The following is a 23665-nucleotide window of genomic DNA, read 5'->3' as shown; positions in this document are numbered from 1 at the left end:
TGGCTGACTTAAGCTTTTTATTTTACTTTCCCTATTTCTTTAAACGGCGCCATTTTAAATACCACGATTCCTTCAATCGCTTGTATCTCGACAAAGCCGAACGTACGACTATCACTTGAATGCGTACGATTGTCCCCTAAGACAAAGTAATGACCAGCTGGAATCTTCTGAAACAGGCGAAGTTGGGCTGCCGCTTCTTCTGATAAGTCAAAACGACTGGCATTCTCAGGCAGTGCCTCATTATCGCTTGCTATAGGTTCTTCTGAAAGATAAAGTTTTCCCTCGTTTACCCAAATTCGATCACCAGGAACCCCGATGATTCGCTTGACGTACGTACCTTTGCTAGCTAGCGGTGCTTTAAATGCAATCACATCGTACCTTGCTACTTGCTTCGTCCGTTGTACTAAGACTCGTTCCCCTGCGTTAAGTGTCGGCTTCATGGATTGCCCAGCAATTGGGTAGCTAGATGTCTTTAACACAAAAAAGAACACAAAAATGGCGAAAAGAATAGCTGGCATAAAAAATTTAACGACTTGGACGCGTTGTTTCTTTTGGTAGGCTTGCCGTTTTTTTTTAATCTCTTCAGCGGTCATTTTTCTTTTCGGTCCTCTTATTGATTGATGGTTATCTGTTTGCTCAAGCAAATATTCCATTGCTGTGTTAGCCTTTTGCTTTTTTAGCTGATATGTCGCAGGCAACTTTTGCTTCAAGAAGGCGCGCTTAATGTGGCGAATTGTTCGCATAACGGGCTTTATCCATTCTTTCATCGTTTTCTTAAAAGGAAAAGCTTCTTAAATAAACTTTTCCTTTCTTGCTCCTTTTTTCTATTTAACTAATTGCGTTCCTTTTTTTATATAACTACTACGTAACTGGTTTTCCTTCATAAACTGATTCAATGGTTTCTGCGCATCTTGTGCCAGCTCCCAAATACTTTGATTTGCTTCTACAAGATATTCGCTCTTCTCTGTTACGATGTTTTTCCTGATAAGCGGTTGCCTTAGCGACTGCTCTTCCTTTGAGACAGCAGCAGCCTGTAATCTTTCTGCGGAGCTACTTAATGTAACAGCTAAAAAAAGGACCCCAAGACAATGTAGTTTCCTTGCTCCCATTAACTTTTTACTGACCATTTTATTAATAGTTATCTTGTTCAAGACGTGTCAGTTTAGTTAAGCGTTCCTCTAATTCGCGATAAATCTCAAGTACTTCTACTTTTGACGCTTCGACTTCATTCGAAATACTTTTCGCTCGATTACCAATATTTAACATTTCTAATTCTGCAGAATTGATTAGGTGTTTTGCTTCTACTTTCGCTTCATTAACAATCCGATTGGCTTCTTTTTTGGCAGAAACCATCACTTCGCCAATTTCTTGTTGCGATTTTAAAGCCTCTTCTTGTAATTGCTGATTTTTCATTAATAAATCGTTAATTTGCTGTTTTGCGCGTAGCAGTTCTGTTAACTGCTCACTACTCGGTTCAATATTTTTTGAAACGGCTTGTAGTGTCTTCAATTCTTTTTGAACTTGTTCTAAACTGTCTTCTTTGGCCTCTACTTCTTTTCTTAGAGCAGCTAATTCTCCTTCGTAAACTTGCTTTTCAGCAAGATGTTTGTCATTGACACCTTGTAGTCGACCTAGTTTTACTTCTGCTTCATTTTTTTGCTGTAAACTATTTTGAAGCTCATTCTTTAACTCCTCCATGCGTTGTTTCACAATCACTTCTTGTTGGACAGCCTCTTGTAAGGCTTGTTTTTCGGCTTCTACTTTTTGTAATTGTACAGTTAGTTTTTCAATTTGTTCCTGCAATGCTTGTTGAGTCGTTGTGCTTTCTTCTAATTCTGTCGTTAACGTTTCTACTTGCTTTTCCATTCCTGTAATATCTCCTTTTTTCTCCAACTTTCCTTTTTCTTCTGCTAACTGGTTGTGTAATGTCTGGATATGTTGTTGCTGTTCAGCCGATTCTTTTTCTAATTCTGCCACTTGCTGCGTTAATTCACTTTCTAAACGTTCCATTTGATTATGTACAGTGGTTAATTGTTTTTCTGCATTTTGCAGATTTGTTTGAAGAGTGGTAGCCTCTGTCGTGGTTTCACTGTTTGTTTCCAGTTGCTCTTCCAATTCAAAAATTTCATGTTCCTTTTGATTTAGTATTTCAAGTAATGACTGATTTTTTTCTTCTAATGCTTGTTTTTCCGTTTCTTGTTGGTTCTTTAATTGCTCATTTTCTTCTTGAAGTTTTTTAAAGGCTGTTTCTTTTTTCTGATAGTAGGCGAGCCTTTCTCTTAACGTCGCCATTTCTTTTTCCTGTTGTTCTGGTTTGATTCCGCTAATTATTTTTTCTGGTTCGAATCCTGGCTGAAAAAAGACTTCTTTTTCAAGCGTATCATCCGAAATATCTTTAATTTTTTTGATTAAACGTCTTTTTGTCATCTATATGTCCTTTCTCTCGTCCTTTTAACTAATCACGACAGGCTCCAAATTTGTTTCCAACGTCTCACGAGCATACGTATCAATGGATTTGACAAGGGTTTGCTCTTGATCTCGATAAGTAAAATTAAAATCAATCATGGTAATTTCTTTAACTGAATTCAACGCTGCAATAAGTGCTACAATATTGTCTTGGCCTGTTTGAAATTCATGGTAACTTAAGCCAACTGAAAAAACAGACAGTGTCAAGGTTTGTGTTTTTTCACTTCTAATTATTGTGATACTCGTCTCTCCGAAGTAAGGACGCCATTCACGCGCTAATTGTAATTCATAATTAGTCAAGACAGCGGCCGATTCTGCCGAAACAGCTTGCTTCCAGGGAAACTGATTTAAGGCTGTTTTTTTAATCGCTTGTTTTTTTATTTTGTCACCTTGAGTAGCTTGGCCTTGTGCCAAACGCTCGATCCGTTGTTCCATGCGGATATTTCGTTGATTTAATTGATAATATGTATAAACAATTCCTAACAATAATACGCTAAGTAGACAAACACTAAACAATAAATAAATCATTAAACGACTATTTTTCTGATACTTATAGAAATTTATTTTCCTCTTTAATGTCCGGTCCTCTGAATCCAGTTTTTCGACAAGTAATCGCAAATACAATTGATAGCTTACAAATAAAAATAAGCAACTACTCATTAAAAGTACAACAATCATCATACAAATATAATCTCCTTTATGTCATCGCTCGACAATCAAAACTTGTAAAATCACCTGTTACGCTCTTTAAAAACTCTATATAGTATTGATTGTAACATTCCGTTTGAGCCTTGCCAACAACTTTATTTAAAATACAATGATAAAATTTTATATTTTATATTTATATTTTAATTTTTAAAATATAAAACAAAAAAAGAGAGATGCCACTTGGCCATCTCTCTCGCTTTTACTCAAACTATGTTTAGCGAACCGAACTAGATCAGTCGCTTTTAAAAAAATCCAATTAGTCTTTGTTGATTTCATAGTAGCTATCGTTCTTTATGTAGCTGAATTTGCTTTTGCTGGGGCTGAATCGCTACTAAGTCCAACACTGATGCCTAAGGCACGATCAACTTCTTCCATAATATCAAGTCTCAAATGACAAACTTTTTCTTTCAAGCGACCCTTATCGATTGTTCGAATCTGCTCTAAAAGAATCACTGAATCTTTTTCAATGCCTGTTTCATCAGAATTAATCCCGATATGTGTTGGCAATTTTGGCTTTGCCATTTTGGCTGTAATCGCCGCAACGATAATCGTTGGGCTAAAATGATTACCTAAGTTATTTTGGACAACAAGGACAGGTCTGACGCCACCTTGTTCCGAGCCCACTACTGGGGAAAGGTCTGCAAAATAAATATCTCCGCGTTTGACCATAGTGGAACCTCCTATCTAGTTATATTCTCTGGGGATTCTTTGTGAGAAAGTACATGCAACTTCATAATGAATGGTTTCTAATTTTTCGGCTACCATTTGTAACGTATTTTCTTCATTGCCATCTTTTCCAACTAATGTAACGACTGAGCCGACAGGAACTTCTTCTGCTAAACGAATCATACATTGATCCATACACACTCGTCCGACGATTTCGCAACGCTTACCATTCACGAGCACTGTAAATCCTTGGAGATGACGCAACCAGCCATCTGCATAGCCGATTGGCACTGTCCCAATCCATTCTTCAGCTTCAGTTACGTAGGTTTCGCCATAGCCAATCCCTTCACCAGCCGCTAAGCGTTTTACATGGATAAGTTCACTGGTCAACCGTAAGGCCGGCTTTAACGCATAGCTTGGGGCCAGCTTATTACCTGAAGGGTTCAATCCATACATGGCTACCCCATAGCGAATCATGTTTCCTGGCACATCAGGATGCCATAACGCTGTCGCACTATTGCTAACATGGACATACCGAGGTAACTCTTCTAAAACTGCTAGAACAGCCTTAAAACGCCCTGCTTGTTTTTCAAAATAGCTTGTATCGATTTCATCAGCTGTTGAAAAATGAGTAAAAATCCCTTCCCATAAAAATTCTTTGTGGGATTGAACAAACCGCACTGCTTGCTTGGTCTCTTCCGGGGTTAAAAAACCAATCCGTCCCATGCCAGTATCGACTTTTAAGTGAACACGTAATGGCGTGTTACTCTCAGGCGTTAGTTGTTGAAGAGCAGCTTCTAACCATTCTTGTGTAGCTACCGTTACAGACAAATCATATTGAATCAACAAAGGCACATAAGCTAAGTCTACCACACTCAAAATTAAAATGGGGTCCTGAACACCTGCTTCTCTCAATTCAATTGCTTCATCCAATAAGGCGACACAAAAACCTGTCGCGCCACCTTTTTTCGCCGCTTTGGCGGATTCTACGGCGCCATGCCCATAGCCGTTCGCTTTTACAACTGCAAATAAAGCGGTTCCTTCTGGCAAACGTTGACATTCCTTTTGGACATTTTCAGTAATTGCTTGCGTATCGATATGTAACCGTGTAGGACGATGCCATCCAACGACCATTGTACATCCTTCTTTCTTCGTTGCTTCTATTATTCGCTTTCTAAAATAATTTGTGCAATCGCCATAGTTTCTGTGTGCGTAATCGAGACAAACACTTTACCATTATGGGGCGAGTTTGCTACGTATGGTGCACCTGTTTTTTCAGTCAGCACCTCAATATCTTGTAAACCAACCTTGCCAATCCCTGTGCCCCATGCTTTAGAAAACGCTTCTTTACAAGCAAAACGACCAGCTAAAAATTCTATTTGACGTTTTGTAGATAACTTTTCAAAAAGGGTCAATTCGTTAGGTGTTAAAACCCGTTGAATAAACGATCCTTGTTTTTCAACAATCGGTTTTATCCGACTTAATTCTACTGCGTCAATACCAATTCCCTTTATCATTTTCCGCCTTACTTCCTATTTAATATAGTTACTCCGAATTACCTTTCATTTTAACAAAATTTCAAAATTTTTCCACTGATTCGCTAAAAAAATAAAGAATGTTTTACAAGATCCTCACACAAATTGAAGTACCATACGTTTTCTTCCTATTTACATTTTTATAAAATTTTTCTGAATTTTTATAAAAGTAAGACAACAACTAAGAAGTATCGGAAAAAAATCAGGAAACTAAGCGGATGTTCTGATATTTTATAGCAAATTTTGGCTACTTATGGGAGAATAAAAAGAAAAAGGAGAAAAATGTATGACTTTAACTTCTCGGCAAAAAAAGTTACTTCGTTGCGCCCTATTTATTTTTACTTTGTTGCTCTACATATTTCCAATCTTCTTTAAAAATCCCAGCCTATTTTTTCTCTTGCAACTGGTTTGGATTCTAACCATTCATTTGCTACAACAAAAACTGAAGCTTTTCAATCTAACTTCCCCGTTGAAAACTTGGATAATTTTGGCGTTTTTCTTTTTCTATATCATTTTGATGCCTTTTTTACTTTTTTTAAGTTTTTCTATTTAACGATTATCTACCAAAAAAGAGCGAGTGTTCCGTTCATAGACGGAACACTCGCTCTTTTGATTATTTGGCGTTTTCGCGAATGACGAAACCACGTTTTTTATCGTTATGACGTTTGCCGCCACGTTGATCTTTATTTTTGCGGTCGCTATTTTTGTAATTACGGTCGCCATCTTTATGGTTTTTGTTGCCACGATAGCTGCCACCTTTACCATTGCCACCACGGTTGCGATTACGGTTGTTCCCACCGCCACCACCACGGCCATTTTTGTTAAAGCCTTTTTTATTTGAAGGCAATGGTCGTTCTGGGGTAATTTTTACAGGAACCGCATCTGCTGGATCTTTCGCTACTGTTTTTAATAATAACGCAGCTAAGTCTGTCGCTGAATATTTTTCTAATAACGCTTCAGCAGATTCTAGATATTTGTCTAAACCATTTTCTTCTAGATCACTTTCGATGGTTTCAACAGCTGCACTTAATTGTCCTTTAAATGCTTCTTTTTCGGTTGGTGGACGTAATGGTGTCATCCGTTTTTTCGTTAGGTTTTCGATGACATGTAAGTAACCCATTTCGTTTGGTGTTACAAACGTCACAGACATACCGCCTTTACCAGCACGACCTGTCCGACCAATACGGTGAACATAACTTTCTGGATCTTGTGGAATATCGTAGTTATAGACATGAGTGACACCTGAAATATCTAACCCACGTGCTGCTACATCTGTTGCCACTAAGATATCTAAGTTACCATTTTTGAATGAACGTAAAACGCTCATCCGTTTTTGTTGTGATAGGTCGCCATGGATGCCTTCTGCTTTGTAACCACGCGCTTCTAACCCGCGGGCAAGTTCATCAACACGGCGTTTTGTCCGACCAAAGACAATGGTCAATTCTGGGGTTTGCACGTCTAGTAAACGTGTCATAATGTCAAATTTTTCAAAGTCTTTTGAACGTACATAATATTGATCAATTAAATCAGCCGTCATTTCTTTGGCTTTAATCTTCACATGTTCTGGTTGTTTCATGAATTTCACGCCAATATTCTTGATTGCTGGCGGCATAGTTGCTGAAAATAGAAGTGTTTGACGTTGTTCTGGCACTTGTGAGATGATTTTTTCAATGTCTTCCAAGAAGCCCATGTTTAACATTTCATCTGCTTCGTCTAAAACTAATGTTTCAACAGTTTCTAATTTCAAGGTACGACGGTTAATATGGTCTAGTAAACGTCCTGGTGTACCTACAACGATATGTGGACGATCTTTTAGTCCACGGATTTGGCGACCGATATCAGCCCCACCGTAAACGGCTTGGACGCGAATCTTTTTATCGCGGCCTAAACGGAATAACTCTTCTTGTGTTTGGATAGCCAACTCACGGGTTGGTGCAATGACTAATCCTTGAATAACGCGGTTGTCTGCGTCAATTTTGTTAAGCATTGGTAAGCCAAAAGCAGCGGTTTTCCCTGTTCCTGTTTGTGCTTGTCCGATTACGTCTTTTCCTGCTAACGCTAACGGAATTGTTTCTGATTGAATAGGGGTTGCTTCCTCGAAGCCTGCGCGTTCTACCGCTGATAATAATTCTGGCGCTAAACCAAGTTCTTTAAATTTCAAATGATATCCTCCTAGATTTTGTTTCGGAAAGAACGATTTCTTCCTAGTTTCAGGTGTCTTCACTTTCAGTTGTTAAAAAGAAATCCATTATAGTGTGCCAACTATTTCTTCTTTCCTGATTTCACCGAAAAATTCACCTTATGGCATTAGAAAAGCCAAACGTGGTCGTTCAGCTTCACATTTATTATTAAACATAGAAATAGATCTATTTTATTTACTACGATTCAATTTTTCTCGTCATCTTCCGGCAATAGGTCATTCTATCATAGAATCCTATTTTCAGCAAGTTTTATGAAACTTATTTACTTTTCTAAAAGTGCATCGATGACTTCACGAAGTCCCATCCCGTTACTTCCCTTTAAAACCACCATATCTTCTGGTTGTAAGACTTTTTTGACAGCTTCAATCAACTCATTTTTTTCTTCTTTTTTAAAAGAATGAATGTTAGCTGGTGCATAGGTTTCTTGCAATTTATCAGCTAAATAAGCCATTTCAGAACCATATAAAAAGACTTCTTCAATCGCATCTGGGGCTAAATGCTGCGCCATTGCTTGATGCATGGCAGCAGAATCAGGACCTAATTCCAGCATGTCTCCTAAAACAGCAATTCGTTTTCCTACTTTGGACATTTTGCTAAAACTGTCTAGAACAAGACCCATAGCTGTCGGATTGGCATTGTACACATCACTTAAAATTTCGGCACCATTCGCTGCTTTCAGCCATTCTGTCCGATTCTTTGTTAGTTCCGCTGTAGCCAACCCTTTTTGAATCTCACTATCCGTTAATTGGAAATACCGACCAATGCCAATTGCGATTAATGCATTGGTGACATTATAGGTTCCTGGCACTGGAATCGTAAACGTCATTTGTGTATCACTGATTTTGAATGAGGTTTGCTCTTTGGCTTCATTTGTGACGATTCCTTGAAGTTGACTTTCCTGGCTAAAACCAAAAGTAATCACTTGTTGCGTGACTTTTTCCACCAATGGTTCTAGCAAAGGTTCGTCGCTTGGCACAAATAAACTACCGTCTTTGGCTAAACCATCTACGATTTCCATTTTTGCTTGTGCAATGCCTGCTCGTGAGCCTAAATTTTCCACATGGGCTTCGCCAATCATTGTGATGGCAGCAACTTCTGGCTGAGCCAGATTGGAAAGGAAAGAAATTTCCTGAGCATGGTCCATGCCCATTTCTAAAATCAGTTTTTCTGTTTCATCAGGCATGTGTAAAATAGTATAGGGTAAGCCAATTTGATTATTGTAATTGCCTTGCGTTTTGTAAGTCACAAACTTTTCAGATAACACAGCAGCAATTAAATCTTTAGTGGTGGTTTTTCCATTACTGCCAGTCACAGCGATGACATTCGGTTGCATTTTATTTAAATAATAGGTAGCTAATTTTTGCATAGCAACCAGTGGATCAGTAACATGCAAAACAGGCAGTTGTTGCGGCGCATCGACTAAATCCTGTCCCCAAAAAGCGGCCTGACAGCCATTAGCCATGGCACTCTCAATAAAACGATGACCATCATTTTCACCTTGTAAAGGAACAAAGAGGTTTCCTTTCACAATTTTACGACTATCAAATTCAATGCCTGTTAAAGGAAAATCAGGCCATTGTTGCCAATCATTACTGGCTTCAACCGCTTGCGCTACTTCCCAGAAGGTTAATTTCATTATGTTTTGCTCCTCTGACACAGGGACTGGGACATGCCAAAGTCTTGTCATGTCCCAGTCTTGTGTGATTTTTTCTTCTTAGTTATTATAAAATTCTTGGCGTTGTTTAAAACGATTCAAAGCTAACTGAATCAGTTCCTCAATTAAATCACTGTATTTCAAGCCCATATTTTCCCATAGTAAAGGATACATACTAAAGTCAGTAAAACCAGGCATGGTGTTCAATTCATTCAGGAATAATTCGTTTTTGCTTGTTAAGAAGAAATCACAGCGACTTAAGCCACTTCCATCTAACATAATATACGCTTTTTTAGCGTATTCTTGCGCTTGATGGGCTACTTCTTCTGGAACATGCGCTGGGATTTGCATTTCAATCGTGTTATTGATGTATTTTGCATCATAATCATAGAAAGCGACATCTTTCACCACTTCACCAGGTAAAGTCGTACGGACATCTTCATTTCCTAAAATGGCTACTTCAATTTCACGTGCTTCAATCCCTTGTTCAACAATTGCTCGGGCATCATAACGGAAAGCTTCTTCCAATGCTTCTTGCAATTCTTCACGATTTTCCGCTTTGCTAATTCCTACACTAGAACCCATATTGGCAGGTTTAACAAAGACCGGATAGATTAAAGAACCTTCACATTTTTCAAAGACTTCTTTCGGATTTCCTTTCCAGTCACTTCTTAAAACTGGCACGAATGGTACTTGTGGAATGCCAACAGTTTGTAAAAGATATTTCGTCATGATTTTGTCCATTGCGTTAGCACTAGCTAAGACACCTGCGCCCACATAAGGCATATTAATGGTTTCCATGAATCCTTGAATTGTTCCATCTTCGCCATTTGGCCCATGTAAAACAGGGAAAACAATCGCTTCTTCTTCATAAATTTCCGAAGGACTGATTCGTTTTCCTGAAAATCCGCCTGTTTCTTCAGGTGTTTGTGCCCAAGTTAAATGTAAAACTTCTTTATTTTGTGGTCGTTCAGATAAGAGAGGGCCTTTTACCCATTGACCATCTTTACTAATAAAGACTAACTGTACTTGATAATATTTATAATAGATTGCATTTAAAACGGAATATGCAGACAAAACAGACACATCGTGCTCTTCACTTCTGCCGCCATACAACAAAATAATCTTCAAATGCTTGTCCTCCTAGTTTCTTTCCTGTCTTTTAGAAAAAATTATTTTTCAAATTATCCTTACTTATTTTAGCATAAAACCCAGTTTCATAATAGAAGCAAATTTAGTGAAGGAAAAATTCTTTACTTGCCTTTTCCTTACTAAAGACTCCGTTCCACCAGCTCAATAAGGGCTTGTTTAAACGTTGTTCTATCTTTGTCTGTAAAAGGTTTAGGTCCTTTCGTTCGGCCACCTTTTCGCCGAATTTGGCCACTAAAATAGCGTTGTTCTAACAATCCATCAATATTTTCTTTCGTATATTGATAACCTAGTTGATGTAAAACTGACACTCCCTTTGGCAAAACCAAGGAAGCTAAGCCATAATCTTGTGTAATTAAAAGATCCCCTTTTTTTATTAACTGCACAATTTTAAAATCAGCAGCATCCGCTCCTTTATCAACATACACAAAAGAGACATTTTCTGGATAATCTTTTAAGGAATAATGATCTACACTAGTAACAATCACCACATCCAAAGCTTTCTCTACAGCGACTTCAATAACCGTCTCTTTCACAGGTGAACCATCGCCATCGACAAAAATTTTCATTCATTTCCCTCGCTTCTTCCTTGCTCTAACCATTTGGTATGACGTTGAAAGTAGTGTTGTAATTCGTCAAAAACGACTTCTTTAACCACTTCATATAACTCTGTATTTCTTAAAATGGTTTTCGTTGCATCCGTGTAGCGGGGCTTTGGTATCGTAATGGCTAAAACAAAATCAAATTCTGCTAAAAAACTATCTGCTGTCACAGATAATGAGTAATGTTGCTCCTCTAAAAATTGATTGAAGGCGGCCACTACGCCATCAAGAAAGCCCTCATAGTGGGTTCCACCAAGACTGGGATAATGCCCATTAACAAATGTTTTTTGCACTTGCGGCGCATGATTTTTACTCAAAATAAATTGAACAAGGGCCAATTCTGTTTGCTTGGCTTGAATAATCGGTGCAGCTTTTCTAGTTAATGGGTTATCTTTTTCAAATAAATAATTACTTAAACCTTTAGGGTAATAACAAAGATTTTTTTGTTCCTCTTCTTGTGTTAAGAGAATCTTTAAGCCTGGATTCAACATGGCAATCTGTTGACATTGTTGTAAAACACGCATATAAGAAAGTGATTCTGTACCAAAAATTTGCGTATCTGGCCAAACCAAGACTTCAATTCGTTCCTGGGTTTCTTCAATAGGTAATAATAATCGTTTTTTCAATTGCCCTTGATGGTAAATAAAAATAGTCCGCTGTTTTTCTTGATCGATACTGATTCCTACTTGTTTTGAGAAGGCTTGTAAAACAGATAAATACAGAAAAGGTGGTTCTAAATCGACTTGCTTTTGTTCAAAAACAAGCGGTCGTGTGGAAGATACCTGAAAAGAGATTTGTTGACGCGATAACTGTATAGCAATTTTCCCTTGATTCTTTTCAATGAAAAACTCTAATAAACCATTAATTGTCTGAACAAGTAAATTCTCTAAGCCGACTAAGCCAGTCGTTCCAATGAACGCTTCTGGTCGTTTTTGAATCCGTTCAATAAATTCATCATTTTCTAAAACTGTTAAAAGATGTGCAACACTCATCCTGCTGCCTCCTTTGCAATCTGTTTCTTTTAATTATAATGAAAAAAAGACCAGAAGAAAAGCCACACACGACTTTTCTTCTGGTTTTCTTCTTTAACGAATTAAATCAATATTCGGATGCTCAAGAACGTGATTCACTTGTTTGACCGTTGTCAAAGGAATATCTCCTTGAATCGTATGTGCAAGGACCCCATTGACTGTGGCAAAGGTAACTGCCTTTTCTAACGACCAATTTTGGCTATAGCCATATAAAATCCCCGCCGCATAAGCATCACCAGCGCCAATTCGATCAAGATTAAGAAGCGGTCTTTTTTCACTCTGTTGGTACTCATTTTGAGTATATAAATATCCACTTAAGTAGTTTTGATTTTGGGAATGACTTCTCGTTGTCCCAGCAAACCATTCCAAATTGTATTGAGACATGAAACGCTGAATCAGTTCAGTTTCTTGTGCCTCACCTTCTAAATCTTCTCGCGGAATGAAACCTAATAGTTCGACCAAATCACGTCGACTGCCAAAAACAATATCACAATAAGGTAAAATGCGTTCGTACTGTTGACGCATAAAGAGTGCGCTATTTGCTGTATTCAAACTAGGTCGATAATTAAAGTCAAAACAAACTTTCTTTTGACAGGTATGCGCCTTTTGAGCAAGTATCAAAGCAGCATCACGAGTTTTTTCAGTTAAACTTAACGAAATACCACAAATATGCACCATATCTACTTCCGCTAAAAAGGCCTCAAAATCGTAGTCCTTCGCCTCGCTGATGCCAAAAGCACTCTGATGGCGATTTTGATAAGTTACTTGTGTGGGTCGGATTCCATAACCCATTTCTGCAAAAAAACTACCAATATGATCGCCCTTTTCTCCTACCCATTGATCTGAAATTCCTAACTTCCTTAGCGCTGCTTTGCCAGCTTCACCAAGACGATTGGCAGGTAATTTCGTAATCAATGCTGTTTCTAGTTGAAAATGAGCCAAATTTGCTAAGAGATTTACGCCAGTCCCTACAAAGTTCATTCTTAACTGCTCTGTTTGTTCTAACATTAGATACTCTGGCGGAGTGAAACGAAGCATGACTTCACCAAACGCAGCAATTTTCATCTTTGCCACCTACTTATTCAATGTGTTTTTCATCATGGTTAGTAACGTTTTCACGTCTTCTGTTCTAGTGTCCCCTGTTTCTTGATCGATAATTGAGCTGTAGACATGAGGAATGATTTTTTTAACGCCGGCATCCACCGCAATTTGAACAATTTCTTCAAAGTTTGCTAAATCAATGCCCCCTGTTGGTTCTAAATAAAAGTCATACTTGGCACAAGCTGCTGCTACTGCTTGGTATTCTTCTTTGTGAGCCAAGCCTTTCATCGGGAAATATTTAATGGAACTGCCCCCCATGTCTTTCAACAATTTGATGGCGGTTTCGATAGGCACTTCCGCCGCTGGCGCACCAGAGCTTAACGGACCTGTCGCAATGTTGACATAGCCAACTTTGCCTGTGGGTGAAACCAAGCCATTAATCACTGTTTCGTCTTGACGAAGTAAGGCCCGCGAAGCGCCGACACCTGTGAAGACTTGGTTCACGTGTTGCGGTTGTAAAACTTCTGATAAGCGAGCCACCATTTGACTTTGATTAGGATCGCCAGCCCCTAAGCCGACAGATAAAGCGTTGTTGGTTGCTGCTTGGTATTTTTTCATATCGTCAATGGCTGCTTCATCGGTTTCATAGTTTTTTGAAAGGACGCCTAACACAACATGCCCTTCTGCTGCTTCATAACAGGCTTGGGCATTTTCTACTGAATTGGCTAAAACATTTAAACAAATGCGTTCTTCTAAATAATTAGGTTTTAATGACATGACTTATTTCTCCTTTGTGTCCATAATTTCTTGTAATCGTTGCACGATTTTGTTCATTTCTTCCTGATTGACAGAACGAATGTCAAATTCAATGATGCCATTGTTGGCTTGATATTCACGCGTATAAATGGCTGGACTTTCTGCTTTTAACGCTTGGATGACTTCCTTAGCGTTTTTTCTGCCGTCCACTTTGACACTGGCGCGATAAATGTCTCGGCCAGCGCCATCTTGGACAATTTTGGCGGTTAAATCTGACAGGTTGTTGATGGCTTCAACAAACGGTTTTAAGCGTTCTTGCATCGAAGCCCCTGATTCACTGCCATGTGCCAAGTATTCTTCCACTGCTTGCGTAAAGCCCAGGATATTGTCTTTGCCAATTTTCATTGCTCGACCAATGCCTTTGCCTTGTAGGCGCACCCAGTCAATGTATTCTTTTTTCCCGACCACTAAACCGGCACTTGGCCCTTCAATGGCTTTGGCGCCGCTGTAAATCACCAAATCAGCGCCTGCTTCAGTGTATTTGAAAAGATCTTCTTCTGCTGCCGCGTCAACAATCAGCGGCACCTTGCGGCGTTGCGCCACTTTGGCCGCTTCGGCCACCGTCAGCATACTTTTTTGCACAGTATGGTGGCTTTTGATGTATAGAATGGCCGCTGTTTTTTCAGAAATCATCATTTCCACGTGTTCTGGACTGCACATGTTGGCGTAGCCAGCTTCCACCACTTGGCCGCCGCCTTGCGCTACCATAACTTCTACAGGCGTGCCATAGTCCACGTTGTGCCCTTTAGGTAAAACAATCTCTCGCTGTTCGATTTTTTCTGTATAAGGATGATACGCGTGGTACAAGCTGCCTTTTCCAATCAAGGCAGCCACCGATTGGGCAATCCCCGCCGAAGCCGAGGAAACGATTTGGGCATCTTCTGCCTTCAACAAGTTGGCTAAAAAGGCCCCTGTTTGCACACTAAGTTCACTCATTTCAAAGAAATGTTCGCCGCCGAATCGTTGCGCTGCTAGGACTGCCTCCGAAACTTTGGAGACACCTAGAATGGTCATTTTCCCAGAAGCGTTGATGACTTCTTTTAAGTGAAATTTTTCGTAACTAATTGTCATAGATTTGTCCTCCAATAATTGTTTTGATTGGGCGAATTTGCTCTTTGGCTACTCGTGTCAATCCATTAGAATCAGTCAATGTTTTTTCTTCTGCTTGAATCGTGAAAATCGTTAAATCAGCATCTTTACCTATTTCCAACGTGCCTTTTTGCGTTAAATGGAAATTCTCAGCAGGAGTCTTGGTTACCTTCTCAATAATTTCTGGCCAATCATAGCCGACCACACGGAGTTTTTCCATCGTTGTGGCTAAATCATAAACAGGACCATTTTCTCGGTTACGGATGTAGATATCTGTGCTAATTGATGCAGCTTTCATTCCCTCGCGCAACGCTGTTTCAGCTACGTGAAAATTGAAACTATCCGTACCATGCCCGATATCAAATACGACCCCTTTGTTGTACGCTTGCCAAGCGAAGTCTTTTATTTTATCCGTTGCTTGGTCTAAGATGCCATTTTCTTTCCCATTAAAACAATGGGTTAGGACATCCCCTTTTTCCATCAAGGCTAAAATTTCATCTAAATGAGGCGGTGCTGATCCAATGTGAACCATTAAGGGAATTTCTTGGTTTTCTTGCTGAATCTGTTTGGCCAATTCTAAAGGCGTAATGCCGTTATCGCCAATAACGGTTCTACTCATACGGGCTTTAATCCCTACAACAAAATCTGGTAATTCTTGAATCGCTTTTTTGACCAAACTCGCTTGTACTTTACTTAAATCTGCGAGTTCGTCCTGAGCAACGATGCCCCATTTAGAAATATTGACTAATCCAAAAACATTTGTTTTTGCTTGCTGCGCTAAGTCATAAAATTCATGAATGTTTTCAGCACCTGTTGTCCCAGCATCAATCACTGTCGTAACACCCTTTTTGACCCCAATTTCATCTGGATAATCATAATAAAGAGCCATTTTTTCAAAACAATGAACGTGATCATCTATCCAGCCTGCGGATACATAAGTACCTGGTTCTAAGTGGATAGTTTCTTTTGCAGAACCTGAAATAGTTGCTGCAACAGCAGCTATTTTTTTCTCTTTAATTGCAATTTCAACAGGCATACCATCTACTGTCTGTCCATTTTTTATAAGTAAATCGTAGTCCATATTCTTCCCTACTTTTCTATAAATCTAAATTTTGTCCAAGGCTTAATGAATTCTAATAATACAAGTTCTTCTTCTATAATACGCCCTACTCGATTTTTGCGTGAGTCTTGATGTGGTTCTAAAACGACTTGTAATTCATTTTTGTATTTTCCAAATGCATCATTTCCCACAACAACATCTCCAGGTTGTAGCATTGCTTGATTATCATGTGGGGGATTAGCTTCATTTTTATATTTTTTACGCACTTCTGTGGAACGAATCATCTGCTGAGTGATATCTCCACGGCGAAAATGTTGATTTTTTGTTACGATTTCTTTTTCAATTTCAGAAGTCGCTTCTTCAAAAACAATGGTCAATTCTGTTTGATAACGATTCAACTGACCCAATGCTTCTAATTCTTCGTTGGAAGCATAAGCATTTCCAATAACAACATCATCAATTAAATTTGTTGCAAATAAATGTTTAGCTTGAACAGTGACTGGCAACTGTCTATGCATTTCTAAAGTAGGTAGCCCATCATTCACATCCCAAGGACCAATTTCACCTACCTGTGATGAAATAAAAGCAGCTGTCCGAATACCTTCCTTTTTAAAACGGATGCTACATTTTTCAAAGAAATCATACGGCAATGCAGTTCCCGCTTGTGGATAAAAGTTATGACAACCATATAAGAAAGGTCGATTCGCTTCATACGTCAAAATGTTATCAAGATAAGCGACATCATTACTCATATTCAACTCAATAGCCACGCCGAATGGATTAAACGTCAACATGGCTTCTTTATTTCCATCAAAACCTGTATCCAACCGAATCCCATCAGCTCCTAATTCGCTGAAAAAAGTCAAATCATCATATGAAATTTCCAATTCATCAAAGATACTTGGAACGACATCTAAAATTGTTTCAAATCCTAAATTTTTCGCATAACTAATTAATTCTTTAAATTTTTTCTGAACCGCTTCTTTGCCATCGGTCACTTCTAACATACTCATAAAAATGCGAGTAAACCCACATTCGCTGGCTTTTTTTAAATACGCTTTATCTTGATTGATATCACTATGATCTGGATAAACTGATACACCTAATGCTCTTTTCATCTTCGTTCTCACACTCCGCTATTTTCAAATTTATTTCGAAATTTCCAAGCAATCACCGAGCTACACAGGATTGTTGTAGAGCCAACGAACAATACTGGTTGATTTAGAAATCCGCCAATTATCATGGAAAGAGTAATACAAACTGCCGTAAAAACCAACGTCTTTACTAAACCAAGTTGATAAACAACAGTAGGCAACTGCCCTTTTTCTATAATAATTTGACTAACGATAAAAAAGAAAATGAACCAAATAATCATCTTATACGCTCCTGACTTTCTTCTCTGACTTAGAAGGGGCAGGATATTCATATCAGAACACCCGCCCTAACATTTTTTAATTTTTTGCTGCTTGTTCAGCTGCTAATTCTTCTGCTTCTTTATCCAATTGTTGTTTTTCATAAACTTTGAAAAATGGATAGTAGATAGCCATTGTAATTAAGAAGTTAACAATCACTAATACTGCGGCCGAAAAACTCCAATTGGTACTCATCCAAGCAGCAATTGGTGCTGGAATTGCAAACGCTAAGCGTGCAGCCATCATCGGAATTATATTAGCGACTGTTAAGAAATAAGATAACGTTGTGGTAATTAACGGTGCCACGATAAACGGAATACCTAAAATAGGATTCATTACGATCGGCGTTCCGAAAATAACTGGTTCATTAATATTAAACAAGCCTGGTAAGAACGATAAACGGCCAAGACTTTTCAGATACGTTGATTTAGAAAACATCATTAAAACAACTAAAGAAAGCGTAGTTCCAGCGCCACCAATCCAGATAAACCATTGTAAAAACTGTTCTGTAAAAATATTAGGTAACTGATGAACGTTTGCACCATTGGTAAAAGCTTCAAGGTTTTCTGCAATCGACATATCCCAGAAAGGACGAATAACTGGGCCCATAATCGCTGGACCATGAATCCCTAAAACCCAGAAGAAACAGATTAAGAAGACTGTTAGTAAGCCACCAAATAAACTGTTACCAGCAAGGATACCTTTAAGTGGCATTAATAACGTACTCAAGAAACCATTCAAATCAAAACCAATTACGTGGCGAATAACCCAGAATAATAAAAGAATAACTGCTCCTGGAATTAACGCAATAAATGAATTTGACACTTCAGGCGGTACGCCATCTGGCATCTTAATCATAATATCTTTTTCAATAAAGAAGCGATAAATTTCAACAGATAACAGCGCTGTTACAATCGCACCAAATAAAGAAGCTGAACCTAAATTTGCTAAATTAATATAGCGCCCTGCTGTAATGACGTTGTCAACATCTTCAAAGACACGTGTTGGTGGTGCCGCTGTTACTAAAAAGGCCATTAATGCTAAAATTCCGCACGTCAAAGAGTCAAGCTTATAACTTTTGGCCAATGATGAAGCAATCCCAAATGTTGCATAAAGTGCAAGTAACCCCATCGTATAGCGGGAAGGAATATCTAAAATTGCTTGATAAGGTTCAATCAATTTTGTGTATGCCTCAATTGGAATATTTTGAAAAATTGTAAAGAATGAGCCCACAATTGTTAAAGGCATCGTTGCAATTAATCCTTTTCTAATCGCTGTCATATGGCGTTGCGAACCAAATTTATTCGCAATCGGCATTAACTTAACTTCCATCCACTGTACAAAACCATTCATTTGTTAATTCCTCCGTTCAACTAATAAAAATAATAATTATTTCGCATTTATAATAACATAGTAACATTATAATGTAAACGATTATTCTTATTTGTGACAGAGAAAGTGCAAAACAAAAGGCTTTTTCTTATTGTAAAGAAACCGGGAATATTGCACCAAAAATCATTGCGCCTAAAATTGCGCCCCCAGCGATTGGCTTTTTCCAAATGTAAAAACCTAAAGCGCCTAATGTGGCACCAATCCCAATAGGAATCGAAGCACCCGCCGCACTCAAAATAATTAACGGGCCTAAGAAACGTCCTGAGGCATTACCAGCCCCCATCATCACATCCGCACCAAAAGTGGAATTTCCTTGATTGATAGTAAATTTCCGAATCAACACAATTACGCCACCAACTGCTAACCCTAGTAGCGCACCTGTTAAAAGGGCTAAGCCAAAGTTTTCTACAGGTGCTTTAATACCCATGCTGAGGAAAATTGCAGGTACGCCAATCCCGATCCCCGTTAAAATTGAGCCACCTAAATCTAAAATCCCGACTAAAGAACCTTCTAAAATTCGTGCAAACAGGAAACTTGCACCAAATGCTGCGGCAGCGCCATAAGAACCACCATCTAAACCAGCTTTTAGCATCGCAACAATTGAAACTTCATTAAAGGCGCCCACACCATAAACTACATACATATGTGTTCCTGCAAAAATTGCCGCTGACATAATCCCGACTAAAATGGGAAAGCCCCAATCAGCATACCAAAAACTTTTGCCTTTTAAACCTTCTTGAATTTCTTGTTCTTGTTGTGCCCATTCATTTTTTTCTTGCTGTTCCATCTATGAGACCTCCTTTTTTCTATTTAACGGTGAAGACATTGTGTAAATTATTTAACCATTGAGGAATAGACAAGCGGAAACTTTCGATTATTTCTAAGTCGAACCCTCGGAAGAAGCCACTTAAAATAAATAATAAGATAATGGCACCAAGCATGCCGCGTGTCATTCGGGTCCACCCTAAATCATCGACACCTTTACCGATTAAAATCCCTAATACAACTCCTGGGACAGCATTGCCCATGACTAATTGAGATAATCCGCCAAATAACGTTCCCCAGAAACCCGTCCGTTTTCCTGCATCTAAAGCCGCTAGCCAGAATAAAACGGGCATCACAGTATTGATTAAAATCGTTGCTGCAGGTACCAACACCGCAACCGCTGTTACTTGTAGCGATTCTGGAATTGCTGCAGCTGTACTATTTAAGAAAGCCACAGTCGCCATTCCTACAAAGGCCCCGACAATCCCCATTTTTTTGGGATTATGCATCGTTTTAGTGACATCTTTATCCTTTACCAATAAAATTGCTGCAGCCCAGTTAGGCACAATCCGGTGGGTCACATCTTGTGTAAAGGCCCCTGCTCCGACGGCCGAAGCCCAAGCATTAAAGAAAAAACCTAAACCAAAAGAAAAGTGTGATGCTGGATCTCCTTGTGCCGCGTTCATTTCTCCTAATGTTCTAAATGCCCCTAACCCTTGCGTTTGTGGTGCATGAAACATCCGAGCAGCGCCTGCGCCAGCTGCAAAACCTAGTAAACCACCAATAAGCAATGACTTCAGCAAAATGATTACAAATTCCATTCCTTCTTCCTCCCTTTATACGCCTCTTTTTGAAAGAAACGGAACTACTACTGCGTTCGGTTCTTTAATTGTTTCCGTTAAAAAATCAACTTCTTCGACTGCAATGGCTTGGATTTCCACTTCTACAGCTAGTTCGACATGATAAATCACTCTCTTTCTAGGAAAGAAGAAGAACAGAAATTTTTCTGTATAAACTTGTTCTTTTGCCTGACGAATAGTTACTTCTTTCGGTTCAATCCGGATGAGGACCTCTGTTGTTTCTTTTAATACTTTTTTTGAAACATCATTCAACGCACTTGCAAAAGCTTCATTCTTCTTATTACCTTTTCCAGAAACAATCACGGTTTGTGTTGACCGTTTTGTGGCATCCATAATTACCGCTCCTTTCTAAGTTACTACTTTCTATGCTCCGTGTTTCTTAATAAATGCTTCAGTTACTCGTTTACCAAGTTCTTCCTGATCCATAAAACCAAATCCAAGAACAGTTTTCCCATCGTTAATTGCTGTTACCCCTTCTTCGATTGATCGCATGCCATGTCTTTCGGGATACCCGTATTTAGTAGCAGCCGTTAACGCTCCTGCACCACCACTGCCACAGAAAGAAATGCCTAAATCTGCCTTTTCTTGTTGCATCACATCTCCTAAACGCATATCAGCGCCCATTCCTGGAACAACAACCGCGCGACCACCGGCTTGCTCCACTCCTTTTGCAACATTTTGTCCTTTTCCTAAACGATCTGCGATAACTACTGTAATCATAACTTTTCCTCCTATTAATTGTTTTGTTTAGCAACTTCAAAATGAACAGCTAAAACATACCATTCATCTTCTGATAACTGACCAATTGCTTCTGTTGTTTCTTGTGCAATTTTCAACGTTTCTGGTGTTAGTTCCGTAAATAACGTCCGATCAACACCAGCTAATGTCGTTTCTTCTCTTGAACGATTCAGCATCTCATTGAGATGGTTAATCAAAACCGTCCACTGTAATTCCGTTGGTTCAATTTGTGCTTCTGCTAATCGCGCACTGGTTTGTTTGATAATCGATTGTAGCTTTTCTGGTTCAGCACTTTGTCGAATGATCTCCTGTGCTTCCATTGCTAGTTCCATCCTCTTCCTCCTTTGGTTGTTCTAAATAATTAAGTAATGCTGAAATTTCAGCATGATTGACAGGTAACTCATTTTTAGCAAATAAACATTCAATTTGCCGAATTTCTTCTTGCCGTTCATGAGATACTTCTCTATTACAAGGAATCTCTTCGTATTGTTTATTAAACGTAATCCGATGTGTCATTAATAAAACGTGAAGTAAAAAGGCTTCTTGATATTCGCTCAGTAACTTTGTTTGAAACATTCGTTTTAACTCTTCATAAATAATATACGCTTTTACTAATAAATCTTGGCTTTGTATCCGTTCATTTTTTTCAATTACATCAGATTTCGTGGAGCGAGCGGTACCTTTCCCTTGACGTTTCCCTAATAAAATTTTATCGACCTCTTCCCGAATCAAACTTAAGTCTGTGTCCGTCAACAATGGACTAACTTTAATAAATGGGTATGTCATTTCTTCAATTGGGAAAATACTCAATACCAAATCGGGCTTTTCTGCTTGAATCACTTCAGTTGCATTTAAAACAGAAGCAAATCCTGCGAGTTCAACGTTTGGTACTTCCTCTAAAATTTTTTGTTCAATTAAACTGGTCACACCTAAGCCCGTCGAGCAAACATACACAATCCTAACAACTTTAGCTTCCTGCTGTTGTCGTTCCTGAGCTGCCAAAAAATGCAACGCAATATATGCGCAGAAAGAATCGTTGACTAACAAAACAGAACGTTGAATTAATTGTTTACAGGCACTTTGAATAGCTAAAAATAACGCTGGGTGTTTTCCTTTGATTTCTTCAGAAAACGGATTGTATTCATTAATAAATAAATGTTTCTTTGTAAAACGTAAGGACAGGTGTGCAAACAAGTTCGTAAATAATTGGCGATCATTTACAAAAGGATAATTCAGCTCTTTTGAAACGCTTTCAATCACTTGCTTTGTTAATTGAACCATATCTTGCCGTTGATGGGTTCCGAATAAATCACTATAAATATAAAAATATTCATCCGCTAATAAAGGCAAGTCATACCGTTCAAACACCTCTTGTAAAAGTAAAAGTGGTACTTCGTTCCGTTGTTCAAAGCGTGTTTTTTGCGATAACACTCGGTAAGTCCCAATTGTATGTGCCATCTGCATACGTGCTGCGGCAATTGCCACTCTCAACGTAATAGATAATATTTCGGCATAATCAAATTGATTTTGATCGAGTGGATTAATTAAATTTCGCATTTTTTTCAATGCACTACGATAACAACCTTGAAACAATGTCCCTGACCCAAATTTAATTTTAGGGATTTTTTCAGCCCCTTTTGTCTTTGTCACATAGTTCATAATTTGGTAAATATCGTATTCTGTAAGTTCTTTTTGAGTGATAAATTCCATCAGTAAGCGTACATTGCTTTCTTCACCACTGATTGTAAACCCTTGCCGCGCTTGGCGAATTAAGGTTAAATCATATGCTTGCAGCAACCGTTCGACCTGTTCCAAATCACTGACAATTGTGTTTCGACTCACTAATAATTCATCTGCTAGCTGCTGTGCCGTTAAGTACCCTTTGACTGACAATAACTGAAAAATCAATACATTGACTCGTCTTTTTTGATCAGGATAGGTTTCAAATCGATCGACATCGATAATTTCATTTTTTAACAGTAAGCGTTTAGAGTCAGGTAAATCTAGCCAGATTCCCTTATTTCGTTTTGAATAAAGTGTCTCATCGTGCTGTTCAAACCAAGCACGAATATCTTCTAAATCATACTTAATTGTTCGAACGCTGACAGTAAAGTTCTCAGCTAATTCTTGCGTGGTAATACTCCCTTCCAAATCCAAAAGCATCAATAAAATATTTATCGCTCTTTTGGACAACAACACGGTCATGCCTTGTCACCTCTTTTCTTTTCCCTTTACACTTAAAACTATAGCGTTATTTTATCTGTTCCACAACACAAAAAAGTTGCACTTATAAAAGTGCAACACTTCTCTTTTCATACAAAAAAATCCCTTAACAGTTACTACTGTTAAGGGATACCACACTATTTATTTGCATAAATAGACAGAAACCTTCTCCACAAAAGTATTCTGTCCGACACGTTACAAATCCGGTAACTGATAGCCGTACTATCTGGTGTCGTTGTGTTTGACAATCACTAGCC

26 protein-coding genes are annotated in these 23665 nt (G+C 38.6%); 1 reads left to right on the top strand and 25 read right to left on the bottom strand.

All coding sequences use genetic code 11. The features are described from left to right. Window positions 1–17 precede the first annotated feature (17 nt). The 7 genes from lepB to acpS all read right to left on the bottom strand — a co-directional run bounded on the left by lepB (window position 18) and on the right by acpS (window position 5357). Window positions 18–767: a signal peptidase I gene (gene lepB / locus IGL23_RS03220; protein ID WP_033595102.1), complete on the bottom strand. Its 750-nt coding sequence runs from the start codon at window positions 765–767 to the stop codon at window positions 18–20. A 57-nt stretch (window positions 768–824) separates the two neighbouring features. Then, window positions 825–1151: a hypothetical protein gene (locus IGL23_RS03215; RefSeq protein ID WP_002396532.1), complete on the bottom strand. Its 327-nt coding sequence runs from the start codon at window positions 1149–1151 to the stop codon at window positions 825–827. Then, window positions 1132–2427: a hypothetical protein gene (locus tag IGL23_RS03210; RefSeq protein WP_033595099.1), complete on the bottom strand. Its 1296-nt coding sequence runs from the start codon at window positions 2425–2427 to the stop codon at window positions 1132–1134. Before IGL23_RS03210 ends, IGL23_RS03215 begins: the two co-directional genes overlap by 20 nt. A 24-nt stretch (window positions 2428–2451) precedes the next feature. Further along, window positions 2452–3147, bottom strand: coding sequence for a hypothetical protein (locus IGL23_RS03205; RefSeq protein ID WP_002364743.1), 696 nt, complete (start codon window positions 3145–3147; stop codon window positions 2452–2454). Window positions 3148–3465: 318 nt separating this feature from the next. Beyond that, window positions 3466–3843 (bottom strand): type II toxin-antitoxin system PemK/MazF family toxin, encoded by a 378-nt coding sequence (locus tag IGL23_RS03200; RefSeq protein ID WP_002355729.1) that lies wholly within the window; start codon window positions 3841–3843, stop codon window positions 3466–3468. A 15-nt stretch (window positions 3844–3858) separates the two neighbouring features. Beyond that, the gene (gene alr / locus IGL23_RS03195; protein ID WP_002355728.1) at window positions 3859–4974 is read right to left on the bottom strand and encodes an alanine racemase; all 1116 of its coding nucleotides are present in this window, start codon (window positions 4972–4974) and stop codon (window positions 3859–3861) included. A 29-nt stretch (window positions 4975–5003) separates the two neighbouring features. Beyond that, a complete protein-coding gene (acpS, locus tag IGL23_RS03190) occupies window positions 5004–5357 on the bottom strand; it encodes a holo-ACP synthase (protein WP_033595097.1) in 354 nt (117 codons plus the stop codon). Window positions 5358–5661: 304 nt separating this feature from the next. Here acpS and IGL23_RS03185 point away from each other — a divergent pair, with 304 nt between their 5' ends. Then, the gene (locus IGL23_RS03185) at window positions 5662–5928 is read left to right on the top strand and encodes a hypothetical protein (protein WP_002379158.1); all 267 of its coding nucleotides are present in this window, start codon (window positions 5662–5664) and stop codon (window positions 5926–5928) included. Window positions 5929–5988: 60 nt separating this feature from the next. Here the strand turns inward: IGL23_RS03185 and cshA are convergent, their stop codons facing one another. The 18 genes from cshA to IGL23_RS03095 form a co-directional block, all read right to left on the bottom strand. Continuing rightward, on the bottom strand, window positions 5989–7536 hold the full coding sequence (gene cshA / locus IGL23_RS03180) for a degradosome RNA helicase CshA (RefSeq protein WP_002355724.1): 1548 nt from the start codon (window positions 7534–7536) through the stop codon (window positions 5989–5991). 302 nt (window positions 7537–7838) lie between these two features. Then, complete coding sequence (locus IGL23_RS03175) at window positions 7839–9212, bottom strand: UDP-N-acetylmuramoyl-tripeptide--D-alanyl-D-alanine ligase (RefSeq protein WP_002355722.1); 1374 nt, start codon at window positions 9210–9212, stop codon at window positions 7839–7841. Between the two features lie 78 nt (window positions 9213–9290). Further along, a complete protein-coding gene (locus IGL23_RS03170; RefSeq protein ID WP_033595095.1) occupies window positions 9291–10361 on the bottom strand; it encodes a D-alanine--D-alanine ligase in 1071 nt (356 codons plus the stop codon). Between the two features lie 140 nt (window positions 10362–10501). Continuing rightward, the gene (locus IGL23_RS03165) at window positions 10502–10948 is read right to left on the bottom strand and encodes a YaiI/YqxD family protein (RefSeq protein WP_010775653.1); all 447 of its coding nucleotides are present in this window, start codon (window positions 10946–10948) and stop codon (window positions 10502–10504) included. After that, the gene (locus IGL23_RS03160) at window positions 10945–11973 is read right to left on the bottom strand and encodes a DNA topoisomerase II (protein WP_033595093.1); all 1029 of its coding nucleotides are present in this window, start codon (window positions 11971–11973) and stop codon (window positions 10945–10947) included. The genes IGL23_RS03165 and IGL23_RS03160 overlap by 4 nt, the downstream gene beginning before the upstream one ends. 93 nt (window positions 11974–12066) lie before the next feature. After that, window positions 12067–13077 carry a sugar kinase gene (locus IGL23_RS03155; protein ID WP_033595091.1) on the bottom strand — a complete coding sequence of 337 codons (1011 nt, stop codon included), beginning with the start codon at window positions 13075–13077 and terminating at the stop codon, window positions 12067–12069. 9 nt (window positions 13078–13086) lie between these two features. After that, window positions 13087–13830 carry a 2-dehydro-3-deoxy-phosphogluconate aldolase gene (gene dagF / locus IGL23_RS03150; RefSeq protein ID WP_033595089.1) on the bottom strand — a complete coding sequence of 248 codons (744 nt, stop codon included), beginning with the start codon at window positions 13828–13830 and terminating at the stop codon, window positions 13087–13089. Between the two features lie 3 nt (window positions 13831–13833). Continuing rightward, window positions 13834–14940, bottom strand: a complete 1107-nt coding sequence (locus IGL23_RS03145) for a DgaE family pyridoxal phosphate-dependent ammonia lyase (protein ID WP_033595087.1) — start codon at window positions 14938–14940, stop codon at window positions 13834–13836. Then, window positions 14930–16039 (bottom strand): amidohydrolase/deacetylase family metallohydrolase, encoded by a 1110-nt coding sequence (locus IGL23_RS03140; RefSeq protein ID WP_033595085.1) that lies wholly within the window; start codon window positions 16037–16039, stop codon window positions 14930–14932. The genes IGL23_RS03145 and IGL23_RS03140 overlap by 11 nt, the downstream gene beginning before the upstream one ends. A gap of 8 nt (window positions 16040–16047) precedes the next feature. Then, window positions 16048–17136, bottom strand: coding sequence for a DUF871 domain-containing protein (locus tag IGL23_RS03135; protein WP_002355714.1), 1089 nt, complete (start codon window positions 17134–17136; stop codon window positions 16048–16050). 8 nt (window positions 17137–17144) lie between these two features. Beyond that, a complete protein-coding gene (locus IGL23_RS03130; RefSeq protein WP_025188881.1) occupies window positions 17145–17444 on the bottom strand; it encodes a hypothetical protein in 300 nt (99 codons plus the stop codon). 25 nt (window positions 17445–17469) lie between these two features. Then, window positions 17470–18783: a PTS sugar transporter subunit IIC gene (locus IGL23_RS03125; protein ID WP_002358780.1), complete on the bottom strand. Its 1314-nt coding sequence runs from the start codon at window positions 18781–18783 to the stop codon at window positions 17470–17472. 127 nt (window positions 18784–18910) lie between these two features. Continuing rightward, window positions 18911–19609 (bottom strand): DUF4310 family protein, encoded by a 699-nt coding sequence (locus tag IGL23_RS03120; RefSeq protein ID WP_033595083.1) that lies wholly within the window; start codon window positions 19607–19609, stop codon window positions 18911–18913. A 19-nt stretch (window positions 19610–19628) separates the two neighbouring features. After that, window positions 19629–20408, bottom strand: a complete 780-nt coding sequence (locus IGL23_RS03115) for a DUF4311 domain-containing protein (protein ID WP_033595081.1) — start codon at window positions 20406–20408, stop codon at window positions 19629–19631. Window positions 20409–20423: 15 nt separating this feature from the next. Further along, entirely contained in the window at window positions 20424–20780 is a 357-nt protein-coding gene (locus IGL23_RS03110) for a DUF4312 family protein (protein WP_002355708.1), read from the bottom strand. A gap of 30 nt (window positions 20781–20810) precedes the next feature. Continuing rightward, window positions 20811–21167 (bottom strand): glycine-rich SFCGS family protein, encoded by a 357-nt coding sequence (locus tag IGL23_RS03105; protein ID WP_002355707.1) that lies wholly within the window; start codon window positions 21165–21167, stop codon window positions 20811–20813. Between the two features lie 14 nt (window positions 21168–21181). Beyond that, window positions 21182–21505: a PRD domain-containing protein gene (locus IGL23_RS03100; RefSeq protein WP_025190056.1), complete on the bottom strand. Its 324-nt coding sequence runs from the start codon at window positions 21503–21505 to the stop codon at window positions 21182–21184. Further along, a complete protein-coding gene (locus IGL23_RS03095) occupies window positions 21471–23390 on the bottom strand; it encodes a BglG family transcription antiterminator (RefSeq protein WP_002388793.1) in 1920 nt (639 codons plus the stop codon). Before IGL23_RS03095 ends, IGL23_RS03100 begins: the two co-directional genes overlap by 35 nt. Between the last annotated feature and the right edge of the window lie 275 nt (window positions 23391–23665).

The organism is Enterococcus sp. MSG3299 (genome assembly GCF_050555765.1).
Classification (GTDB): domain Bacteria; phylum Bacillota; class Bacilli; order Lactobacillales; family Enterococcaceae; genus Enterococcus; species Enterococcus faecalis.
The sequence above is the reverse complement of the archived record's forward strand: the minus strand, read 5'-3'. Positions and strand labels throughout refer to the sequence as shown.

Coding starts and splice junctions, on each gene's coding strand:
- lepB (WP_033595102.1), bottom strand. CDS start 767: ATGAAAGAATGGATAAAGCCCGTTATGCGAACAATTCGCCACATTAAG.
- IGL23_RS03210 (WP_033595099.1), bottom strand. CDS start 2,427: ATGACAAAAAGACGTTTAATCAAAAAAATTAAAGATATTTCGGATGAT.
- IGL23_RS03205 (WP_002364743.1), bottom strand. CDS start 3,147: ATGATGATTGTTGTACTTTTAATGAGTAGTTGCTTATTTTTATTTGTA.
- IGL23_RS03200 (WP_002355729.1), bottom strand. CDS start 3,843: ATGGTCAAACGCGGAGATATTTATTTTGCAGACCTTTCCCCAGTAGTG.
- alr (WP_002355728.1), bottom strand. CDS start 4,974: ATGGTCGTTGGATGGCATCGTCCTACACGGTTACATATCGATACGCAA.
- acpS (WP_033595097.1), bottom strand. CDS start 5,357: ATGATAAAGGGAATTGGTATTGACGCAGTAGAATTAAGTCGGATAAAA.
- IGL23_RS03185 (WP_002379158.1), top strand. CDS start 5,662: ATGACTTTAACTTCTCGGCAAAAAAAGTTACTTCGTTGCGCCCTATTT.
- IGL23_RS03175 (WP_002355722.1), bottom strand. CDS start 9,212: ATGAAATTAACCTTCTGGGAAGTAGCGCAAGCGGTTGAAGCCAGTAAT.
- IGL23_RS03165 (WP_010775653.1), bottom strand. CDS start 10,948: ATGAAAATTTTTGTCGATGGCGATGGTTCACCTGTGAAAGAGACGGTT.
- IGL23_RS03160 (WP_033595093.1), bottom strand. CDS start 11,973: ATGAGTGTTGCACATCTTTTAACAGTTTTAGAAAATGATGAATTTATT.
- IGL23_RS03155 (WP_033595091.1), bottom strand. CDS start 13,077: ATGAAAATTGCTGCGTTTGGTGAAGTCATGCTTCGTTTCACTCCGCCA.
- dagF (WP_033595089.1), bottom strand. CDS start 13,830: ATGTCATTAAAACCTAATTATTTAGAAGAACGCATTTGTTTAAATGTT.
- IGL23_RS03145 (WP_033595087.1), bottom strand. CDS start 14,940: ATGACAATTAGTTACGAAAAATTTCACTTAAAAGAAGTCATCAACGCT.
- IGL23_RS03140 (WP_033595085.1), bottom strand. CDS start 16,039: ATGGACTACGATTTACTTATAAAAAATGGACAGACAGTAGATGGTATG.
- IGL23_RS03135 (WP_002355714.1), bottom strand. CDS start 17,136: ATGAAAAGAGCATTAGGTGTATCAGTTTATCCAGATCATAGTGATATC.
- IGL23_RS03130 (WP_025188881.1), bottom strand. CDS start 17,444: ATGAATATCCTGCCCCTTCTAAGTCAGAGAAGAAAGTCAGGAGCGTAT.
- IGL23_RS03125 (WP_002358780.1), bottom strand. CDS start 18,783: ATGAATGGTTTTGTACAGTGGATGGAAGTTAAGTTAATGCCGATTGCG.
- IGL23_RS03120 (WP_033595083.1), bottom strand. CDS start 19,609: ATGGAACAGCAAGAAAAAAATGAATGGGCACAACAAGAACAAGAAATT.
- IGL23_RS03115 (WP_033595081.1), bottom strand. CDS start 20,408: ATGGAATTTGTAATCATTTTGCTGAAGTCATTGCTTATTGGTGGTTTA.
- IGL23_RS03110 (WP_002355708.1), bottom strand. CDS start 20,780: ATGGATGCCACAAAACGGTCAACACAAACCGTGATTGTTTCTGGAAAA.
- IGL23_RS03105 (WP_002355707.1), bottom strand. CDS start 21,167: ATGATTACAGTAGTTATCGCAGATCGTTTAGGAAAAGGACAAAATGTT.
- IGL23_RS03100 (WP_025190056.1), bottom strand. CDS start 21,505: ATGGAAGCACAGGAGATCATTCGACAAAGTGCTGAACCAGAAAAGCTA.
- IGL23_RS03095 (WP_002388793.1), bottom strand. CDS start 23,390: ATGACCGTGTTGTTGTCCAAAAGAGCGATAAATATTTTATTGATGCTT.